At 58.0% G+C, this 16,644-nt stretch carries 15 protein-coding genes; 6 read left to right on the top strand and 9 right to left on the bottom strand.

Translation table 11 applies throughout. The features are described from left to right. From F561_RS25830 to F561_RS28985, 4 genes are all read right to left on the bottom strand, one after another. On the bottom strand, nt 1-591 hold the full coding sequence (locus tag F561_RS25830) for a hypothetical protein (RefSeq protein ID WP_019011206.1): 591 nt from the start codon (nt 589-591) through the stop codon (nt 1-3). A gap of 121 nt (nt 592-712) precedes the next feature. Next, complete coding sequence (locus tag F561_RS0117195; RefSeq protein ID WP_157451958.1) at nt 713-1,972, bottom strand: restriction endonuclease subunit S; 1,260 nt, start codon at nt 1,970-1,972, stop codon at nt 713-715. Then, nucleotides 1,969-3,501, bottom strand: a complete 1,533-nt coding sequence (locus tag F561_RS0117190) for a type I restriction-modification system subunit M (RefSeq protein WP_019011204.1) — start codon at nt 3,499-3,501, stop codon at nt 1,969-1,971. Before F561_RS0117190 ends, F561_RS0117195 begins: the two co-directional genes overlap by 4 nt. Before the next feature lie 664 nt (nt 3,502-4,165). Next, the gene (locus F561_RS28985; protein ID WP_157451957.1) at nt 4,166-5,494 is read right to left on the bottom strand and encodes a hypothetical protein; all 1,329 of its coding nucleotides are present in this window, start codon (nt 5,492-5,494) and stop codon (nt 4,166-4,168) included. Between the two features lie 637 nt (nt 5,495-6,131). Between F561_RS28985 and F561_RS30545 the strand changes: the two genes are divergently transcribed. Then, a complete protein-coding gene (locus F561_RS30545; RefSeq protein ID WP_026299011.1) occupies nt 6,132-7,088 on the top strand; it encodes a tyrosine-type recombinase/integrase in 957 nt (318 codons plus the stop codon). Between the two features lie 96 nt (nt 7,089-7,184). Here the strand turns inward: F561_RS30545 and F561_RS0117165 are convergent, their stop codons facing one another. Continuing rightward, nucleotides 7,185-7,967, bottom strand: a complete 783-nt coding sequence (locus tag F561_RS0117165; RefSeq protein WP_019011199.1) for a hypothetical protein — start codon at nt 7,965-7,967, stop codon at nt 7,185-7,187. Nucleotides 7,968-8,326: 359 nt separating this feature from the next. Between F561_RS0117165 and F561_RS0117160 the strand changes: the two genes are divergently transcribed. From F561_RS0117160 to F561_RS25825, 3 genes are all read left to right on the top strand, one after another. Continuing rightward, on the top strand, nt 8,327-8,974 hold the full coding sequence (locus tag F561_RS0117160; RefSeq protein ID WP_019011198.1) for a helix-turn-helix domain-containing protein: 648 nt from the start codon (nt 8,327-8,329) through the stop codon (nt 8,972-8,974). A gap of 64 nt (nt 8,975-9,038) precedes the next feature. Then, a complete protein-coding gene (locus tag F561_RS0117155) occupies nt 9,039-9,233 on the top strand; it encodes a hypothetical protein (protein ID WP_019011197.1) in 195 nt (64 codons plus the stop codon). 65 nt (nt 9,234-9,298) lie between these two features. Then, complete coding sequence (locus F561_RS25825; protein ID WP_019011196.1) at nt 9,299-10,180, top strand: CPBP family intramembrane glutamic endopeptidase; 882 nt, start codon at nt 9,299-9,301, stop codon at nt 10,178-10,180. Nucleotides 10,181-10,492: 312 nt separating this feature from the next. On the opposite strand, the gene F561_RS0117145 is transcribed toward F561_RS25825, so the two are convergent. The 4 genes from F561_RS0117145 to F561_RS0117125 all read right to left on the bottom strand — a co-directional run bounded on the left by F561_RS0117145 (nt 10,493) and on the right by F561_RS0117125 (nt 14,803). Further along, on the bottom strand, nt 10,493-11,764 hold the full coding sequence (locus tag F561_RS0117145; protein ID WP_083922514.1) for a hypothetical protein: 1,272 nt from the start codon (nt 11,762-11,764) through the stop codon (nt 10,493-10,495). Nucleotides 11,765-11,918: 154 nt separating this feature from the next. Further along, nucleotides 11,919-12,257, bottom strand: a complete 339-nt coding sequence (locus F561_RS0117140) for a DUF5713 family protein (protein WP_019011194.1) — start codon at nt 12,255-12,257, stop codon at nt 11,919-11,921. Between the two features lie 318 nt (nt 12,258-12,575). After that, nucleotides 12,576-13,316 carry a metallophosphoesterase family protein gene (locus F561_RS0117130; protein WP_019011192.1) on the bottom strand — a complete coding sequence of 247 codons (741 nt, stop codon included), beginning with the start codon at nt 13,314-13,316 and terminating at the stop codon, nt 12,576-12,578. A gap of 170 nt (nt 13,317-13,486) precedes the next feature. Then, a complete protein-coding gene (locus tag F561_RS0117125) occupies nt 13,487-14,803 on the bottom strand; it encodes a hypothetical protein (protein ID WP_245556562.1) in 1,317 nt (438 codons plus the stop codon). A gap of 316 nt (nt 14,804-15,119) precedes the next feature. On the opposite strand from F561_RS0117125, the gene F561_RS0117120 reads away from it, so the two are divergent. Together F561_RS0117120 and F561_RS0117115 are read left to right on the top strand one after the other, a co-directional pair. Beyond that, nucleotides 15,120-15,401 carry a hypothetical protein gene (locus F561_RS0117120; RefSeq protein ID WP_157451956.1) on the top strand — a complete coding sequence of 94 codons (282 nt, stop codon included), beginning with the start codon at nt 15,120-15,122 and terminating at the stop codon, nt 15,399-15,401. Nucleotides 15,402-15,756: 355 nt separating this feature from the next. Beyond that, nucleotides 15,757-16,227, top strand: coding sequence for a P-loop nucleotide/nucleoside kinase family protein (locus F561_RS0117115; protein WP_019011189.1), 471 nt, complete (start codon nt 15,757-15,759; stop codon nt 16,225-16,227). Nucleotides 16,228-16,644 lie beyond the last annotated feature (417 nt).

Raw genomic sequence — 16,644 nt, 5'->3', positions numbered from 1 at the left:
TCAGGTGGAAGGTAGGGAGGGGGGAAGCAGCAAGCCTTTGCCGAGCGTCCACAGGAATTGATCGATGTCCCGCAGCGAGACCCCGGTAAGGTGGTAGTGCACCTGAAATTGCAGCACCACCGCTTTGAAGGTCAGGTAGTCCCGCAAATCAGTGTCCTTAAAGTTGACGGGGCTGAAGCTGTCCTGCTTCTGGTACGCCAGCAACTTGCTGGAGATCAGTCCGTCATAGATGGGGTAATGCTGGGGTTGATGTAGAGCGCAGTATTTCGTAGCAAACGAGTAGATGCTGCGGTCAATCTGTTTGCCCTGCGCCGTGATGAATTGCAAGCGATCAATGTGGTGGACCACGCTAGGATCGCCCACCTGAAGAGCTGCATCGATGTTGGCCGCTTGGATCCGCTCAGCAACGGGCTGCACCGCAAAAATTCCGGTGCTGTAGATCTGATTGATGACCACGACTTTCAACAGGATTTCTGCCGTGACGGTGTTGGCGGGGAAAGCTTGCAGCAGACTCTGAAGCGCGGCTTCTGTAGTTCGGCCCTGAGTTGCAAAGAGCTCTTTCCCCCGAAGAACAAGCTCGGGGGTAGGCATAGGCAAAGGAGATCCTGGCTGGGAGGACGCAGAGTCTGTCAACTGAGTGGCCATCTCAGGCGTTGGTAGCTGCAGAGCAACCAGAATTGGAGGTTTTTGTCAGCGACGTTTTCCTCTGACCTCACACTTCCTCCACTTTGACCCGCACTTTACCCGTCAGCAGCAGATCCATCAGCCCCCGCTTCTGCTCCTGCACTTTGGCTTTGAGCGCATTGAGCGTGTTGACCTCCTCATCCAGCGTGGAGAGGATGGAGACAATGGCTTGTTGTTCGACAAGCAAGGGCGGGATCAGTAAAGGAATCTTAGAAAATTCGCCCCAGCGGAGACTCCCGCGACGATCTACAGAAGCAGAAGTGCGAGAAGCGAAAACCAACCGATATTCTTCTGTCTTCAGCAGCATAAATAGAAACTTTTGATCAAAATTAGACTTGACCTGCATTACAGTATACATCGGGCTGATGACGGCTGAGTCTTCTAAATCCTGCAAGCCAATGGATCCTTCATCTAAATGATTGGTAGCATAGGCGATCATGCCACGCTTTACTAATTTATAATTAGAGGTGTCCTGACTGAATATTTGTTTCCCAAAGTATTCCAACGATTTCACAAGTCCAAAATGCTTGGTACAAGAAAGGACAGTTAGCGATTTGTCACGCCCACGTTCAGAGAATTCAGACGCTACATCACTTATTTGGCCTTTTCGCCATTCCCCCCCAAAGCCCTTCAATCTCCGTTTCCCCGTCAGCAGTTGCTCCGCCAGCCCGCGCTTTTGCTGGCGCTTGGCTTCTATCAACTTGGTGAGGATCGACAGAGAATCATCCCATTGCGAGAGGATGGCAGCAATGCGGCGCTGTTCAGGAAGGGGGGGGAGCGGAATTCTGATCTTTTGTGCTGAGCCAGTGTTGAACACTCCTTGTGCACCACCTACTGCGCCCCCAAAAATTTGGTTTTGTCCAAAAGCTGAATTCAAAAAGAAAGAACAGTAGTCTGAGTCAAGATCTTTGTTTGGGCGAATTATTATTACGTTCGCTGAGTTGGCTTCTCCTTTCAACCCATCTACTTTGGCCACCATGCCAAGATTTGCTCCGACTCGAGCAATTAATATATCCCCATTTTTTATTGACGATTTTTTATTCTTCATGTGGAATTCTTTTGTTACATATTCTAAATTTAAATGAGAAAACCTACCAGACCTAACATTTTGGGTTCTATAGAATGGAATTCCATCTATATCGGTGTAATAGTTGTTAACATTTCCTACATAACCCACAACTATGTTCGCAATGTTCCCCAAATACAGCTCTTCCCAAATACTGGATGAACCCAACATTGAGCCACTTTCAGATTTAGATAAAATATTATCGTCCGCTTCTCTCCTCACAGTCCCAACTCCTGCAAGTGCTTTTGCATCCGCGTCCGGGCCTCTTGCCACTGGGCTTCAAGGTCATCAATCTCCAGTTGCAGGGCCGCCACGTCGATCTCTGCGCCGACTTCACTGGTGTCCACATAGCGTGGAATGTTCAGGTTGTAGTCGTTGGTCACCAGTTCAGACAGGGGAACAGCGCGGGCGTACTTATCCACGTCTTGTCGGGCACGGTAGGTGTCCACAATGCGCACCAGATCGACTTCCCGCAGCGTGTTCTGGTTCTTCCCCGCAGCGAAATCCCGGCTGGCATCAATGAACAGCACGTTGTCCGGCTTTGCTCCCCGGCGAAATACCAGCAGCGCGGCGGGAATGCCCGTGCCGAAAAACAGGTTGGTGGGCAGACCGATCACAGCGTCCAGCAGACCTTCTTCAATCAGTTGCTGGCGAATCTTGCCTTCCGCAGCGCCGCGAAACAGCACCCCGTGCGGCACGACAACCACCATACGTGAATTGGTTTCAGTCAGGCTGCCGATCATGTGCGTGATAAAGGCGTAGTCACCCTTGCCCTTGGGCGGCAAGCCCCGGTGAAAGCGTCCGTAACGGTCCGTGCTCACATCGTCCGCGCCCCACTTGTCGAGGCTGAAGGGTGGGTTGGCCACGACCACTTCGAACTTCATCAGGCGGTCGTTCTCCAGGTGCAGCGGATTGCGGATGGTGTCGCCCCATTCGATGCGGGCGTCGTCCACATTGTGCAGAAACATGTTCATGCGGGCCAGCGCGTAGGTGGAGCCGTTCTGCTCTTGGCCATAAATCGCGTAGTTGCGGCTGCCCCGGCGCTGCACCCACTGGGCACACTTGATCAGGAGGGATGCACTGCCACAGGTGGGGTCATACACGCGCTCGCCGGGTTGCGGATCGGCAATCCGGGCCATCAGCTCGCTGACTTCGGGCGGCGTGTAGAACTCGCCAGCTTTTTTGCCTGCCCCTGCAGCGAAGCGTGAGATCAGGTACTCGTAGGCGTTGCCGATGATGTCGAGATTCCCAATGCGGCTGGGGCGCAAGTCAAGCTTGGGATGGTGAAAGTCTTCCAGCAGGTTCTTCAATCGCACATTGCGTTCCCGCGTCTGGCCCAGGGCTGATTCGCTGTTGAAGCTGATGTTGCGGAAGACGCCGTTGAGTTTGCCCTTGTTGGCTTCTTCGATGGCGAGCAGGGCCTGGTCGATGATCTCGCCAATGTTGTCGGCTGTGCGCTGGCGGTAGAGATCCATGAACAAGGTGCCGGGGGGCATCACGAAACGGTCGCGCTCCAGGCGGCGGCGGATGCGGTCCTCGTCGTCCCCGTATTCGGCTTTCAGTTCATCATAGTGATCCTGCCAAGTGTCGCTGACGTACTTTACGAACAGCATGGTGAGCAGGTAATTCTTGTATTCGCTGGGGTCGACCGTGCCCCGGAAGGTGTCGCAGGCCCGCCAGAGAATGGCATTGATTTCGGATTGGTCCGCTGGAGCAGGCGGCGTGGATAGAGGAGAGTCGAACAGCGTCATTGCCGTCAGTCTAGAGCTTGCCTAATGCAAAGGCTGAAAGGAAAGGGGCTCACCCTCACAAGGTCGGCTGGATAGGGCAAGGTGTTTCAGCTCCTCTTGGGCTCGCCGTAGGGGTAACGCTCTGCCTCAACACGGCTCGCACTTCCATTAGCAGTTCCTCCGCTTCAGGGGCGACTGGCAGAGTGCCCAGGAGCAGCCGATCCAAGAGTGTTCCTAGCCTTCCAGCAGCGTACTCTTCTCTGCCCGAAGCCGAGATGAATCGCAGGGCATAGTGCTGGAAAACGTAGCGTCCAGACGCCGTTTCACTCAGAACCCGTGGGGGCAGTTGACCGGGATGAACCAGCAACCGTACCCCTGTACGGTGACGTGGATCGGTGCCCGGTAGCTGGCCGACTGAGGAGTAAAGACCGTAATCCATGAGTCGGGAGCTTGCGAGGCGTGCTGCAATCGATCAGCCTCATCCAAACGGCGTGCCTCAGCTTCTCGCTACGCCGCCTCTTGGGCCAGCCAGAGGCCTACCACATGGTACGCAGCAGCAACGTCGCCAAAGGGCTGCGCTGGGAAGATTTGGGGTTCTCACAGTATCAGCCTGCTCAGACGTCGTCTCCCCCACTGTTTTCAGCGTGGAGCGTTCCAGAGGTCAGGGTGGCTAGAAAAATACCGGTCACTTGTATTCAGACGCGTTGTAATTCGTGACGCCGCGGCCTGCGCCATCCCACTCACTGCCCCATTCCGATGCCCTATACACTTTTGAGGCCTTTGCCGCTCTGTCGCGGAGTTTCTCGCCTTTACTGAGCAGAGCGGCGGAACGTTTGGCAGTTTGAGCCGCCAATTCCTGTGATCGGTGCCCAAACGTCTCAGCGCAGCGGCGTCTACGCCAATCGAGCTGACGGGTGAGTTCAGGCAGTTTCTCCTTCAAAAACACCTGCTCCCGTGATTTTTTCTCAATGCGGCGAAAAAGCGACTCAAGAAGTTCCAGCACGGGGGGAGTGGTCTGGAGGTCTTTACTCTCCAGACAATAGTGCAAGAGAGAAAAACACTCTTCATCGCTCATGCCTCGCTGAGCGGCGCGAATGTGATGACAAAGTTCCGAATCATTTTTCAGGAGAACGACCAGCGGTACAAACAGGGTTCCATGTTTCGTGGCAAGTTCCAATTCCAGTCGCGCAGGAAGCCAATGAATGAACGTTTGCGCACCGACGGGCTTGTAATGGATGGGGACAGGGAGGGTGATGAGCTGAACTTTGTTGTACAGCAGGGGCAAGCGGAGATCCTGTTGTCTGGCTTCTCGAATGGCTTGCCAAGCGGCCAATTGCTGATCCTGCTTTGCCTTGGCTTGCTCTTGGGCTGCGTTTTGCTGACGGCGCTGCTGTTCTCGGTCATCCTGAACTGACTGGGCGCGTTTCCCGTCCTGCCTCTGGCGTATCTTCTGCAAGCGAAGAGCCTCCAGTTGCTGTGCACGCCGCTCGCGCAAGCGCATCTCGTTTTCGAGCCGCTCCTCATTTTCACGCCGTTTTTGCTTTTTTTCATTTTCCGCAGCGCGCATGGTTTGGTAAGGCGTCAAGCGAGCAGAAGACGTTGTTTTAGGTTGAGGAGTAGCAGGCTGTTTGTGAATGGGAGGATGATTTTTTTTCGGCGTAGAGGGTGCGAGTGGCTGTGGTGCTGGCGATTGAACCACCGGGAGCTGGTGATGGTTTGCGATGGCCTTGAGCATTTCGCGGTAAGCCTTCGTCACTTGGCCGCTCCATGGAGCCTGAAGCTTCAGCTGTGCGGCTGCCCGCAGTAGAGCTTTTGCTTGTTGTAGCGAGAGCATTTGAGGTTTATTTTTGATTTGTAGACAGGCGGCTTTCGAGAATGGCAGGTGTTCACTGAGACGGACTTCGACCTGTTTTCCATCTTCCATAACGGTCGCTTGATCGTGCACAGGATTCCAGCGCAGCAAAGGGCATGGGATCAAACGACGACCCCGGCACACATTCATCACTAGCGTCATGCTCAATGGTATAGGAGCTACTGAGTCATCGTACGCATAAATGCTGTCGGGGCGGACAGTACTTCTTGAATACCCAGAGAACCTTGCCAATTATGGTGAGATTTTGTCAGGCTGCAGAAAATTGATTAGTCCTGCTTGCCTACAACACCACGTCGGAGGCGAGGCTATTTCACCCCCTTTCTGTTGGATCTTGTTGTGCTGCAAGATCAGCGGAGCAGAGCCAAGATTGAGACCACTCCAGTCTTCCAGATGTTGGTGTGCGCCTGCCAGGCGTTCAGGAGCTTGCGGCGTAAGCCCCGCAGGCCGCACTTGCACTCAAGCACGTGGACGATGAGCAAGACCTCTCCGCACGGGAGTGCGTTCGGATCCTGAAAACAGCAGGCACGACCACGATGTTCGAGGACAAGTCCTAGGGATCCATAGTCCGCGTGGAATCGGCACCTGTCTCGTCTGACTAGGATTTCAGCTAGTCAGACGAGACAGGTGCATTAGGGAAGCGTCTCGTCGCGCGCGTATGTGAACGCCGAGCATTGAAGTCGAAGCTCTCCTGCCGCTGCCTCAGAATTAGCAGTCCCAACAGCTAACTCTCCTCCCCTTGTGCTAAGGGGTGTTAGCATAAGCTATTCTGATGAGGTAGATGACGACCTCTGATCCCAGTCGCGCTCTCGTTCGCTTCCAAGGAGATGCGCTCGCCTCCGCCCGAGGCTGGACTGACCTGACGTCTGAGGAACGTCGCCGCCGAGCCATCGTCGCCGCTCAACAGTTGGATGCTGCAATGCTCTGGTCCCTGACCGAAGCCCACACCTCTTTATATGGCTCCGCAGGCGCGGGCTTGTCTGCTCGAACAGCCCGTGCTTACCGGGAAGGGATTGGCAAACTGCTTCAGCATGCTGATCGGACTGGCTTCAGCCTCATTCGACCCGAACGGGACGCTGGCTCCTTATATATACGGTCACTGGAAGTCACAGGCTTGTCCCCTTCCAGCATCCGCGTTCAGCTGGCTGCCGCCCGGGCCCTCTTTCGCGCCCTCCGTTGGGCTGGCGCCACCGCCCTCGATCCCTTCAGTGATGCAAAACCCGTGCAAGACAAAACCGCCCCCTGGGACAAGCGGCAGCCCTACACCGACCACGAAGTCCAAGCCCTGCTCAAAATGGCCGCTCCCCGCGATCAGGCCCTCATTCTCCTCTGCGCCCACGGCGGTTTGCGAATTGAAGAAGCGTTGATGTTGACCTGGAATGATGTTGACCTGCCCGCCGGAGTCCTGACCGTTCAGCACGGCAAAGGTGGCAAAACCCGCCGCGTGACCTTGACCCGCACCCTGATCACCGCCCTGCAAGTCTTGCCCCGAGAAGGCCTTGTCATCGGTGGCACGCAGACCGCCGCTCGCCAACGCCTACAAGTCATCGCCAAGCGGGCCGAGACGCGCTACAGGGGCTGGCACGCTTTCCGCCATTACGCGGGTACACGCCTCGTTCGGCAAACCGGCAGCCTCGAGTACGCCGCCCGGCACCTCGGCCACAGCAGTATCGAAACCACCCGCGTCTACGCCAAATGGAGTGATCAAGCTCTCGATGACGCACTCGCGGGCTGGTAAGAGCTGGGCCGTGCCCTGCTTTCAATAGCGGGGGACGTTTCGGGCAGAGGCACGCATCGACGGTCTTCCCTCAGATGGAGCCGCGTGGATTCGCTCTTACTCCGATGTCTGCTGCGCTGCCTTTGCCTTTCGGGGGCGTTTCTGGACGCCTACATTAGAGAGAGGCGTCATCTGTGGTGCCTTGATACGGACGCCGGGGGACTGCGTGATGTCCCACGTGGGACAGCCAGTCAGCCGCTGGTAGAGCAGGATCACTTCCAGCGCATCTTCCAGAGAAGAAGTGAAGTACAACTTCTGCTGGTGCTCCAGAACCGGGCGCTGCCAGTCGGGACGCAGTGTCTCCTCCGCCGTGTTGTGGCGCGTCAGGTAGACCTCGTACTCGCGGGGATCATCGCTGTTCTCCCGAGCGGGGGATTCCAGCGCCAGGCTCAGCCCATCGAAGTGTCTGCGTTCAGTCCAGGCCCTGGGGATCCGTCCAGATTGGTCAATGGAGTGCCGCAGTTCCCGTGTCTCGAAATCCAGCCAGACCCAACGTTCCTCAGCGTTGTAGGGCGTTTCGAACACCTTGCGGTACACGTAGTGCCCAGTACCGATTAGGGAGAGCACCACCAGGAAGAGCAGTCCTCCGGGGCGGTTCAGATCCAGGTTGAGGAAAGCCACCAGGAAAGCGAGGCCCATCAACCCAAGGAAGCCGTAGCCGACGAACACCAGGACGGCGCTGAAACGGACATCCTTATAAAAGTCTTCACGGGTGCTTTTGGAGTGGGACAGCGTGACGGCGGGGTGGCTTTCCAGGCAGCTGCGCAGCAACGCAGGAGGCCCGTTCCGGTTGACTCGGGGCAACGTGGTGGCGGGAGAGCTAGGGTCAGTGGGTGTCATGTCGGATCGTCCCTTTGCCTCGGGTTTCAGAGAGGATTCCTGTGCTGGTTTCGGAAAGTTGATCGGCAGTTCCGAGAGGCATCAGGAGTGTGGTAGGTGACAGAGGCGTTCTCCTTCATGTTCAGGCACGATGCTATCAATCCAATGATTTGCCACTGAGTTCAGACTGGCTTCGTCAATGGAAGACTTGAGTGAGAAGGACTGTACGAATCCAACCCAAAGCTCTGCCGCGATCAAGAGAAGTCATATTTGAGTTGTGTGGGACAAGGGAAAGAGGGACACGCGTGCCGACTCGGGCGCTGGTGAGTTTTTCAGAATATCTGGTTTCAATTGAAATTTGAGAACGGCACAATGCGGGCATGACCGTTCCCCAGACCACTGCCTTCCAAGTGAGGACGCCCGCACAGGCTGAAGCGCTGTTGGACTTCACGTACGGGGCACGGCTGTTAGAACAGTTCCTGCACCCCAGCACGTCCAGCCAAGCCGCACACGCCCTCGCAGAACCGGCCAACCGCGTCGCCTACCATGTCCGCAAGCTCGCCGATGCCGGCCTGTTGCGCGTCGCTGGCCATCAAGGCAAACGCGTCCTCTATCAGGTGGTCGCCCAGACATTCCATGTCCCGCGCGTGCTTGTCCGGCTGGATGAGCCCCTCACGCTGATCGAGCCCGTGATGCGGGACATCACCACGGCCTACGCGCACGCCATTTTGGAGTGGCAGGCCCGGCGTGACCCCCAGACCCCCGCCGGCGACGGCTCCTTCCTCACGGTTCAACTGGACGGACGCGAACAGGGAGATCCGAATGAGACCCCTGTCGAAATCCCTGAAGGGCCGCATCCTCCCGCCATGCGCCTGCGCACCGTCCGTGTCACACCCGAGCAGTACCAGAAAGTTCAGGCGGCCCTTGACTGCCTGCTGACGGAACTTGCTGCAGAGGACGACGCCCCCAGCGCAAAGGAAAGCACGTTCATCGTGATGAGTTTCACCGGGAGCCTCCACAACACCTGACGCTTCCTGCGCCTCAATCCACTCACATGCTCGGCTGGTTCTACAACCCGCTGCGGAGGTACCTATGTTTTTAGAAGAACGTTTTCAGGCTGCCCTTGACCGTCACGTGAAGTTCCTTGAAGAAGCCACCACCGCACGCTTGGTTCGGGAGCGTCCCGTTCCCCTGCCCTGGTGGCGCCGGGGCGTCGTGTGGCGGCCCGTGCAGTTCACGGTGCGCCTGCCCGTCCTCATCACGCCACGCGGTGGGCACAGCACCTAAGGGCGAAGAACAGCAAGGCAAGGTTTTGCCACCACCCCGCTCCCCGCTTACTCCATGGAGGCACCATGAACACCATCAACGTTTCACCGGTCAGCACCTCACCTGCACCCCGCACCTGGCACCGCTTTATCCTCATCCGCATCGTCTTGGGGATACTCGCCGTCACCCTGCCCGTGGTCTTGACCATGTTCCTCGCCCAGCACTTCGTCCCCGAACCATTGCGCGGATATTGGCCGCAACTGCTGGCCGCGCTCCTGTGTGTTGCCGGTTACTGGCTCTACATGCACCGCGTCGAACGGCGTGCCATGGACGCCTTTTCAGGGGAGCGCGCAGCCCGTGAGCTTGGGGCCGGAACGCTCCTGGGCGGTGGACTGTTCCTCGCCGTGATGGGCGTACTGGCCGCCACGGGTGCTTATCAGATGACGGGGAACAATGGTTGGGGTGCAGTGCTGGCGCCGATCACCGGGATGATCCTGGTGGCGTTGTTCGAAGAAATCTTGTTCCGGGGGATCCTGTTCCGAAATCTCGAACGTACCCTAGGAAGTTGGGTGGCCCTCCCCGTCTCCGCCCTCCTGTTCGGACTGGCCCATCTTCCCAACGCCAACGCAGGACTGATCGCCATTGGCGCGACCATCGTCGCTGGCCTGTGTTTCAGCGCGGCCTATATGGTCACGCGGCGCCTGTGGCTCGTGGTCGGCATGCACTTCGCCTGGAACACCATGTCCGACGCCATTTTTTCCATGACCACCTCAGGTCATTCGGCTAAAGGTTTCCTGCAGGGACGGATCAGCGGTCCGGAATGGTTATCGGGCGGCGCCTACGGCGTTGAAGCCTCGCTGGTCACACTGCTGCTGTTTTCACTGGTGAGCGTGGCGTTGCTGGTCTGGGCGCATCGTCGGGGTCAGTTTCTGAGCCAGGGCGCAGGAGAAGAGCGGCAAGGGGCATGAGGGCGGAGCCGGGAAGGCAAGAGAGTTCCCTGAGACAGCTGCTGACCGGTGCAGGTACGGAGAGGAAGCACTGCTTAAAGGTGATGTCGACCTTCTGATCCTTCGGCGGGGTGGAACAGCAGTCGAATGGACGTTCAAGAGCTGTTATAAGCGCCTGGATGCACGGCCCAGCCAACTCCCGCCACTTCGCTGCGCCTTCCGGTCAACCACAGTCCCAGATGGCCAATGACCCGACTTTCAGGCTCCCAGCCTAGGGCTAAGGCCCTTGGGTAGGCTCATCCCAAGTGTTGATTGGTCATTGAGTGCTTCCGCTCAAGGCAAGCGGGGCACTTCGACCTGCTTGACCTTCCCGCCAGCATCAAAGCTCACGCGGGCCGGAAAAGGGATGTTGCGATACTGCCATTCCGAGAGCCGCAGCAGCTCACTGAGACTGCCGAAGGTGCTGCTGGGAAAGCCCGCCAGCCAGGCGTACTGCCAGCGGGTTAGCCCGGTAGGGTCTTCGGGCATCTTCACTGGCACTTGTGCAGTGGGAGGCGTGCGGCTGAAGACCCGTGGCACCGCCCAGGTGTCCATCAGGAAGATCGGCACCGTCGAGCCACACACCCCCGGCGACTGGGCCGTCTCGATCTGCGCCAGCAGCTCCTCCTCCGAGACGTCCGGCTGATTGGGCGAACTGGAGAACCCAAACGACCCATCCGATTGGAACGGAGCCGCATCTAGGAGGAACACCAAGGGCGTCAATGTCACGGCGTCAGCCCCATGTCCCAGTTCACTGCCGAAGCCGCCCTGAACATTGAGCGACAATGGGGTTCCCAGGCGGGCGACCCGCTGCACGCGGAGCGCTTGGGTGTGGGGCCCTTCAACGCCCACTCCGGCTTGCTCCGAGGGCGCACAACTGGTGCTCAGACCGCCATAGCCCCAGACGTCATGGCCTTCATAGGTGCGTTTCAAGGTGGCCAACTCCGGATCAGGAATCAAGGGGGCCAGATCGGGAAAGCCCCGGCTGGGTGAGCCCAATCGTTCAACTTCGCCGAGACCGGCCACGGTGAACAGCGCGCGGCCTGCTTCCAGCCGCTGGAGGGTCAAGACCCGCCCATTCAATTGAGGGACAGACAGTGAATGCCCTCCCTGTCGGTAGTTGGCGTCCAGAGACACCCGCAGAAACACTTGACCCGGTGGGAAGCGGGTCGGCACCGACAAGCCGGGATGGACGGCGACGGCCCCTGGCCCTCGCAGGCCGGGCCCCAGATCCACGATCGCCGGCGCACTGACGGGGAGGGTCAACGCAACCGGGACTTGCCAGGTGCGACTCACCTGCTGGGGCAGACCAGGAACGAGTGAAGCGGTACCGACACGCACCCCCGGTTGAGCGGCCCACACCACCTGGGGCGTCAGTGGAAGCGGCACTCGGCTCCAGCCCGCAAGGGGTGGGCCAGGGGCCTGGAAGTCTTGCTGGAACAACAGGGGGTGGGCAAAGCTGGGGCCGACCTCTAAATAGCCGCTTGACCAGGGAAATTCTGCAGGAAGGCCCGCAGCCCCACCACTCAGCAGGACTGACCAAGCTAACCATTTGAGAGGACGCATGACTCAGCGTACTCAGGAAGGGATCTCGGGTCATCCGCCGAAAGAGGGAAGGGGATGGGGAGGCTCATCCTTGCGGCCCTTCAGCCGCTGCCTCCTCCACACACCGCAGGATGGGCGTCATGCTGCCTGGATCGTTTCCCTCAACGGAACACCATCACCACTCGCGATTTGCGATCAACTCTTCGACGTCCTCTTGGAAGCCGTAGGCCTGCGCGATGAAGTCAATATCCTGCGCGATGTTCTCCCGGGCGACCGTCTCAAGTGCGCTGCCGTGCGCTTCAAATTCAGTCTCGAGTTGGTTGAACTGCTCCGTCGCGGCCTGGGTCAGTTCAATCAGCTGCTCAGATGTTTGTGGGCGTTCCGCTTCAATCTGGAAGCAAAGGTCTTGAAGGATGAGTTTTCCCTTGGCCACGAGCTGGAGTGGGAAATAGCCGTCATTCTCCAAGTCACTCAGGAATCTGTACGTACTGGTCTTGTCATTCGTTAGCGTCACTTATCGCTCCTTCTTGCCCGAATCAAGTCGGCATGTTATCTGTCTTTGTCGTGCTGTTTTCTCCTATCTAAATCCTCTTATGAGAGGAAAAATCTTCTGTGGCTTACGCTCAGCGCGCTCTAGACCTTCGACTGGCTCTCAAGAACGAAGACATCACTTGGTCCCGTGGTCAGTGCCTTCAAATCTTGAACTATGAAATGGACACCGGCTACCTCCCGGGCATGGCCTTACTGGAACACTTGCCTTTCCAAGCGCGGCCTGTGCTCCAGCAACTCAGACTCCGCACGAACTATTCGAAATCGGCACAACGCTTCTAGCTCACTGAAAAAAGTCGGTCACCGATTGGAGGTGCAATTGCGCTTCACTCGGATCCACAGGTTGGTTGGACAGTAGCCAGGTCGCGGCGGCTTGATGATCATAGGCCACCTGCCGCTGCTCTACCGCCCATCTGCCCTGTCGTCGTGTGAGCAGCGCCCATCTGGCCCGCGGATCCCCATCGTTCTGATACGACACTGCACCTACACTGACCAACAGCCGTCCCTCCAACTCCCGCACTGCGGCCCGGTGCATATGGCCGACCAACACCACCTCGACCTGATCCGCCACGTGCAGCCGATCCTGAATCTCTTGCTCTGTGCGGTGCCAGTAGGTCTGGCCATCCCAACCCAAAATCAGACTGTCCCAGGGGGAGGCCGGTGTACCGTGAGCGGCCAGCACTGTCCCTTCTGCGATCAAGGCGGTCAGGGGCAAGTTGGCCAGGCGAATCCGCTCAGAGAGGGGGAGTCGCTCCGCCAACCAGCCTTGAAGTCGAAGATGGGCCAGGCTCAGTTGGTCGAGAGGAAGCATGAGCCGCTCGTCGTTGTTGCCTCGCACCTCCACGGCACCTAAGGCCCGCTGCAAGGCAAGCGCCTGTTCTGGATTGGCCTGGCCCCAGACCTGATCACCGAGATTAACGATCAGGTCTGGCTGGCAACGGTAGATGTCTGTGATGACCGCTTCAGCAGCCTGAGCATTGCCGTGGACGTCCGTGAGTACCGCGATGGTGAGGTCTTGAGGCACAGTAGGGAGTCTAGCGGTTCCGATGTGGAGCGCCACTTCTAATCGAAGGAGAAAGGGAAGTGCTTCCTGCGAAGGGGTGGAATGCGTGGTCGGCCTCAGCGTGTTCCTGAGCCATCGGTCAAAACGCGAATAAGGGCAGACACCCGGTTCGCCATTGCCCCTCTCCGCGTTCAATTCACGAGTTTGAGTTTGAAAGTCAGACTGGCCTTGCCCCCCGCGGGCACATTCACCTGCCGGTACACGATGACCTGCCCGTTCTGTACGGCCTGTCCATTGACCGAGACGCTGCGCCCATACACTTGTTCCCGCACGTTCACCTGTGTGGCTGCTGTCTTCGTGCTGACAAAGAGGTACGTCACCTGGGAGGTCGTGCTCAGCACCTGACCTTTGGCGTCTTTTTCGATTCCCGTGCGCTTCACGGTCTTTTCGTACCGGAGTTCAGCATCCGTTCCCAGATCCAGGTCAACCGCTTTGCCCGCCTGGACAGCAGGAAGCTGCAAACTGCCCACCAGCACGCCGTTTTCACGCACATCGACCACCCCCGTAGGCAACGACTGGGAAGACGTGAACTTATACCGGCGGCTCGCCTGTCCGGAGCGGTTCTGGGCGTCGAAATATGCCTGGACATAAGCGTAGCGGAGAAAATCTTTGACCTGCGGCTTCAAGAACGGCAGGGTGCGGCCTTCACCTCGGCCCAGCGTGAGGCCACCGGGCAGGGCGTAGCGTTGCAACCCCCGCACCTCGCCCACACTGCGAACCTGATTCCCAGCGCCCGGGATGGTAGGCAATGCGAAGGTTCCGCCCCCGACATTCGTTGAAGAGACGGTGCCGGCGTTGGCCATGACCGGCGCGGGAAACGCCTGGTTCTGCTGCTGCACGCTGCCGCCGAACAGATCCACCTTTCCTGCGGTGAATACCTGGTCACTCTGGTTGGTGATCTGCGCCAACGCCGCCAGATTCGCCGCCGAGCCGTTCAAGGTCAGTTCATAGCGTGGTGTCCAGAACAGCGCCTGCGTGCGGTAGATCAGGGTGGAACTCTTCGCCGGATTTACGCTGCCCAGCCGCAGGGTCATGCCCCCCTGAACTGGGGGCTTCTCGCTGAACGCCAATTCATTGCGCTGGACGTTGATGTATTCCCCTGTGCTCAACTGGATCAGCAGATCGTCGGCCCGGCTCAGAACAGCCTGAACAGCGGGTTGACCGGCCTGCATCCAACTCACCTGCTGACCTTCCTGGGTGCGCAGCCAGTCAAGTTCCGCTGGTTGCCAGGAGAGGGTCGGTGGAGTGGGGCCCATGACCGAGAAGCTGCTGGGCTGAATCCAGCGCCACTGGGCGAAGGGAAAGGTGAGGGTCTGGCTGGCAGGCTGCTGCACTTCTGTAAATGCGGGGTAGATGCGGAGGTCAGTCGCGAGAGCGGCGGAAGGAGCCAGACTAAGCAGCAGGGCCACAGCGATTCGGTGGAGGCTGGACATGGAGGGAAGTCGCATAGCTCAGGATGACAACTTTCTGCTGCAAGCACTGGCAAGCCGGTGAACTCAGCCTCTCCTAGCGAAGGGCGACTCAGAGTAGTGCAGCTTCAAACACGCCGAAGCAGGGGAATGGGTCGGACTGTTCTGAGCGCCTGCATGTGCGGCAGAGCGGCCTGAAGCCGGCTGCTATGGTCAGAACACGAAGCGGTTGCTCCTCACCTTGACAGCCTGCCTGTCCCTGCTCACCGCCTGCCCGGGCCCACCGCCGGAACTCCTTAAGATCCCGGATGGCCCCGCCGCTCTGAACGGCTCCTGGCAGGGCAATCTACTCACCGTGAACTGCCAGCCCGTCGCTGCTGGGGAAGGGCGGCTGTGTGTGGTGGCCTACGAGCAAGCCTTGCCCCAGCGGTTCGACGATGTCCAGCCGCCCCGATCCGCTCGGTTTCTCGTGGCGCTCGATGAACGCACGGGGCAGGAGGTGCGCCGAGTCCCGTGGTCGGAGGTCGTCAGCAACTTCAGCTTTCAGGTAGCGTCCGGCACCCATCCAGCCCGGTTGCTGAGTATCGAAGCAAAGAACAGTCGCGTGGGCTTGATGAAGCGTGACCCCGCGTTATAGCCTCAATCGCCCGAAAACCCCCGTTAAGGGTGTTCAGCCTGTCGTGGTCAGTCTCAAAGCGCATCTCGATGCGATAACACCCAAAAGGGTTGAAGGAGGGCCATGGGCAGCATCAATGCCTCGTCCAGCAGTTCCACGTCTTTTGCCTGAACCACTCCCGCCACACGTGTATGCCTCATCCGTTGTAGGAATCACCTTGGCACATAGCAATCGACACGGTGATAGGGTCAGGCTGTGCCAACCGCCACCGTCGTTTGATCTGGAGACTCGTCACCACTGACTGCATGGATTCGTTTGACGTTTTCAGCGCAGTTAGTCAGACCCCTTCTGTCTTGGACATACGAGGTGAACACGGATGGCAATCTTACACTTGATTGTTGGGCTTCCCTGTGCAGGCAAAACGACCTACTCAAAGAGACTCGAACTTGATCAATCTGCGCTGCGGCTCACGCTGGACGAATGGCACATTCGCCTCTTCGGCCAGGATTTTACTCTGGAGTTCGTGCACCCGGAACACGACGCGCGGCACAGGCTAATTGAAGACGTGATGTGGGATGTCGCTGCCCGAGCTTTACAGCTTGGAATCAATGTAATTCTCGATTTCGGCTTCTGGGGCAAAAGCGAGCGTGAAGACTACCGAAGTCGAGCCACAGAATTAAATGTTCAGAGCGTCATACATTTCTTGGACGTGCCCCAGGACGTGTTGCTCGCACGGCTTGAGGACAGAAATGCGCGGCATCCAGAGGGAACATTTCAGATCCCCGCATCGAAACTGCTGGAGTGGATGCAGACTTTTCAAGCGCCAACCGAAGAAGAGTTGGCGTAAAAGAGCTGAGTGGATAATAACTATGTCCGCTGTCAGTTGAGCAAACTTCGTCGTTTAAGATAAAGTTCGCAGAATGTTAGTACTGCGAACTTTCCCTACTGCTTTACCAGCTTAAACCGAGCTCAGCGAGTACTACAGCGGTTAAAGTTCGAGGTCAGATTTGAAGTGCGAACTCTCACCCCACCTTCCAACATGTCAAGACCAGTTCGTGTGAGTGTCGGCTAGAACGGCGTTCACACCCTTAACGGGGGTTTTCGGGCGATTGAGGCTACAACGCGGACCCCTGAACCTGGAGGAACTTGACCATTGGCGGGGGCCGGAGATGGATGGGGCACTTGAGCTGCTGGAAAAAAGCTTTCCTGCGTTCGCTCACACTTGAGAAGACTGAGCCTTTGCGCATCGCATTAATTCTCGAAC

Origin of the sequence: Deinococcus aquatilis DSM 23025, from assembly GCF_000378445.1 — a bacterium.
Taxonomy (GTDB): Bacteria; Deinococcota; Deinococci; order Deinococcales; family Deinococcaceae; genus Deinococcus; species Deinococcus aquatilis.
Note: the sequence above shows the minus strand (reverse complement) of the source record. Positions and strands in the feature narration are given on the sequence as shown.

Bases quoted from the DNA above. Each gene is read 5' to 3' on its own strand.
- F561_RS25830 (WP_019011206.1), bottom strand. From the start codon at position 591: ATGCCTACCCCCGAGCTTGTTCTTCGGGGGAAAGAGCTCTTTGCAACT.
- F561_RS0117190 (WP_019011204.1), bottom strand. From the start codon at position 3,501: ATGACGCTGTTCGACTCTCCTCTATCCACGCCGCCTGCTCCAGCGGAC.
- F561_RS28985 (WP_157451957.1), bottom strand. From the start codon at position 5,494: ATGACGCTAGTGATGAATGTGTGCCGGGGTCGTCGTTTGATCCCATGC.
- F561_RS30545 (WP_026299011.1), top strand. From the start codon at position 6,132: ATGACGACCTCTGATCCCAGTCGCGCTCTCGTTCGCTTCCAAGGAGAT.
- F561_RS0117165 (WP_019011199.1), bottom strand. From the start codon at position 7,967: ATGACACCCACTGACCCTAGCTCTCCCGCCACCACGTTGCCCCGAGTC.
- F561_RS0117160 (WP_019011198.1), top strand. From the start codon at position 8,327: ATGACCGTTCCCCAGACCACTGCCTTCCAAGTGAGGACGCCCGCACAG.
- F561_RS0117155 (WP_019011197.1), top strand. From the start codon at position 9,039: ATGTTTTTAGAAGAACGTTTTCAGGCTGCCCTTGACCGTCACGTGAAG.
- F561_RS25825 (WP_019011196.1), top strand. From the start codon at position 9,299: ATGAACACCATCAACGTTTCACCGGTCAGCACCTCACCTGCACCCCGC.
- F561_RS0117145 (WP_083922514.1), bottom strand. From the start codon at position 11,764: ATGCGTCCTCTCAAATGGTTAGCTTGGTCAGTCCTGCTGAGTGGTGGG.
- F561_RS0117125 (WP_245556562.1), bottom strand. From the start codon at position 14,803: ATGCGACTTCCCTCCATGTCCAGCCTCCACCGAATCGCTGTGGCCCTG.
- F561_RS0117115 (WP_019011189.1), top strand. From the start codon at position 15,757: ATGGCAATCTTACACTTGATTGTTGGGCTTCCCTGTGCAGGCAAAACG.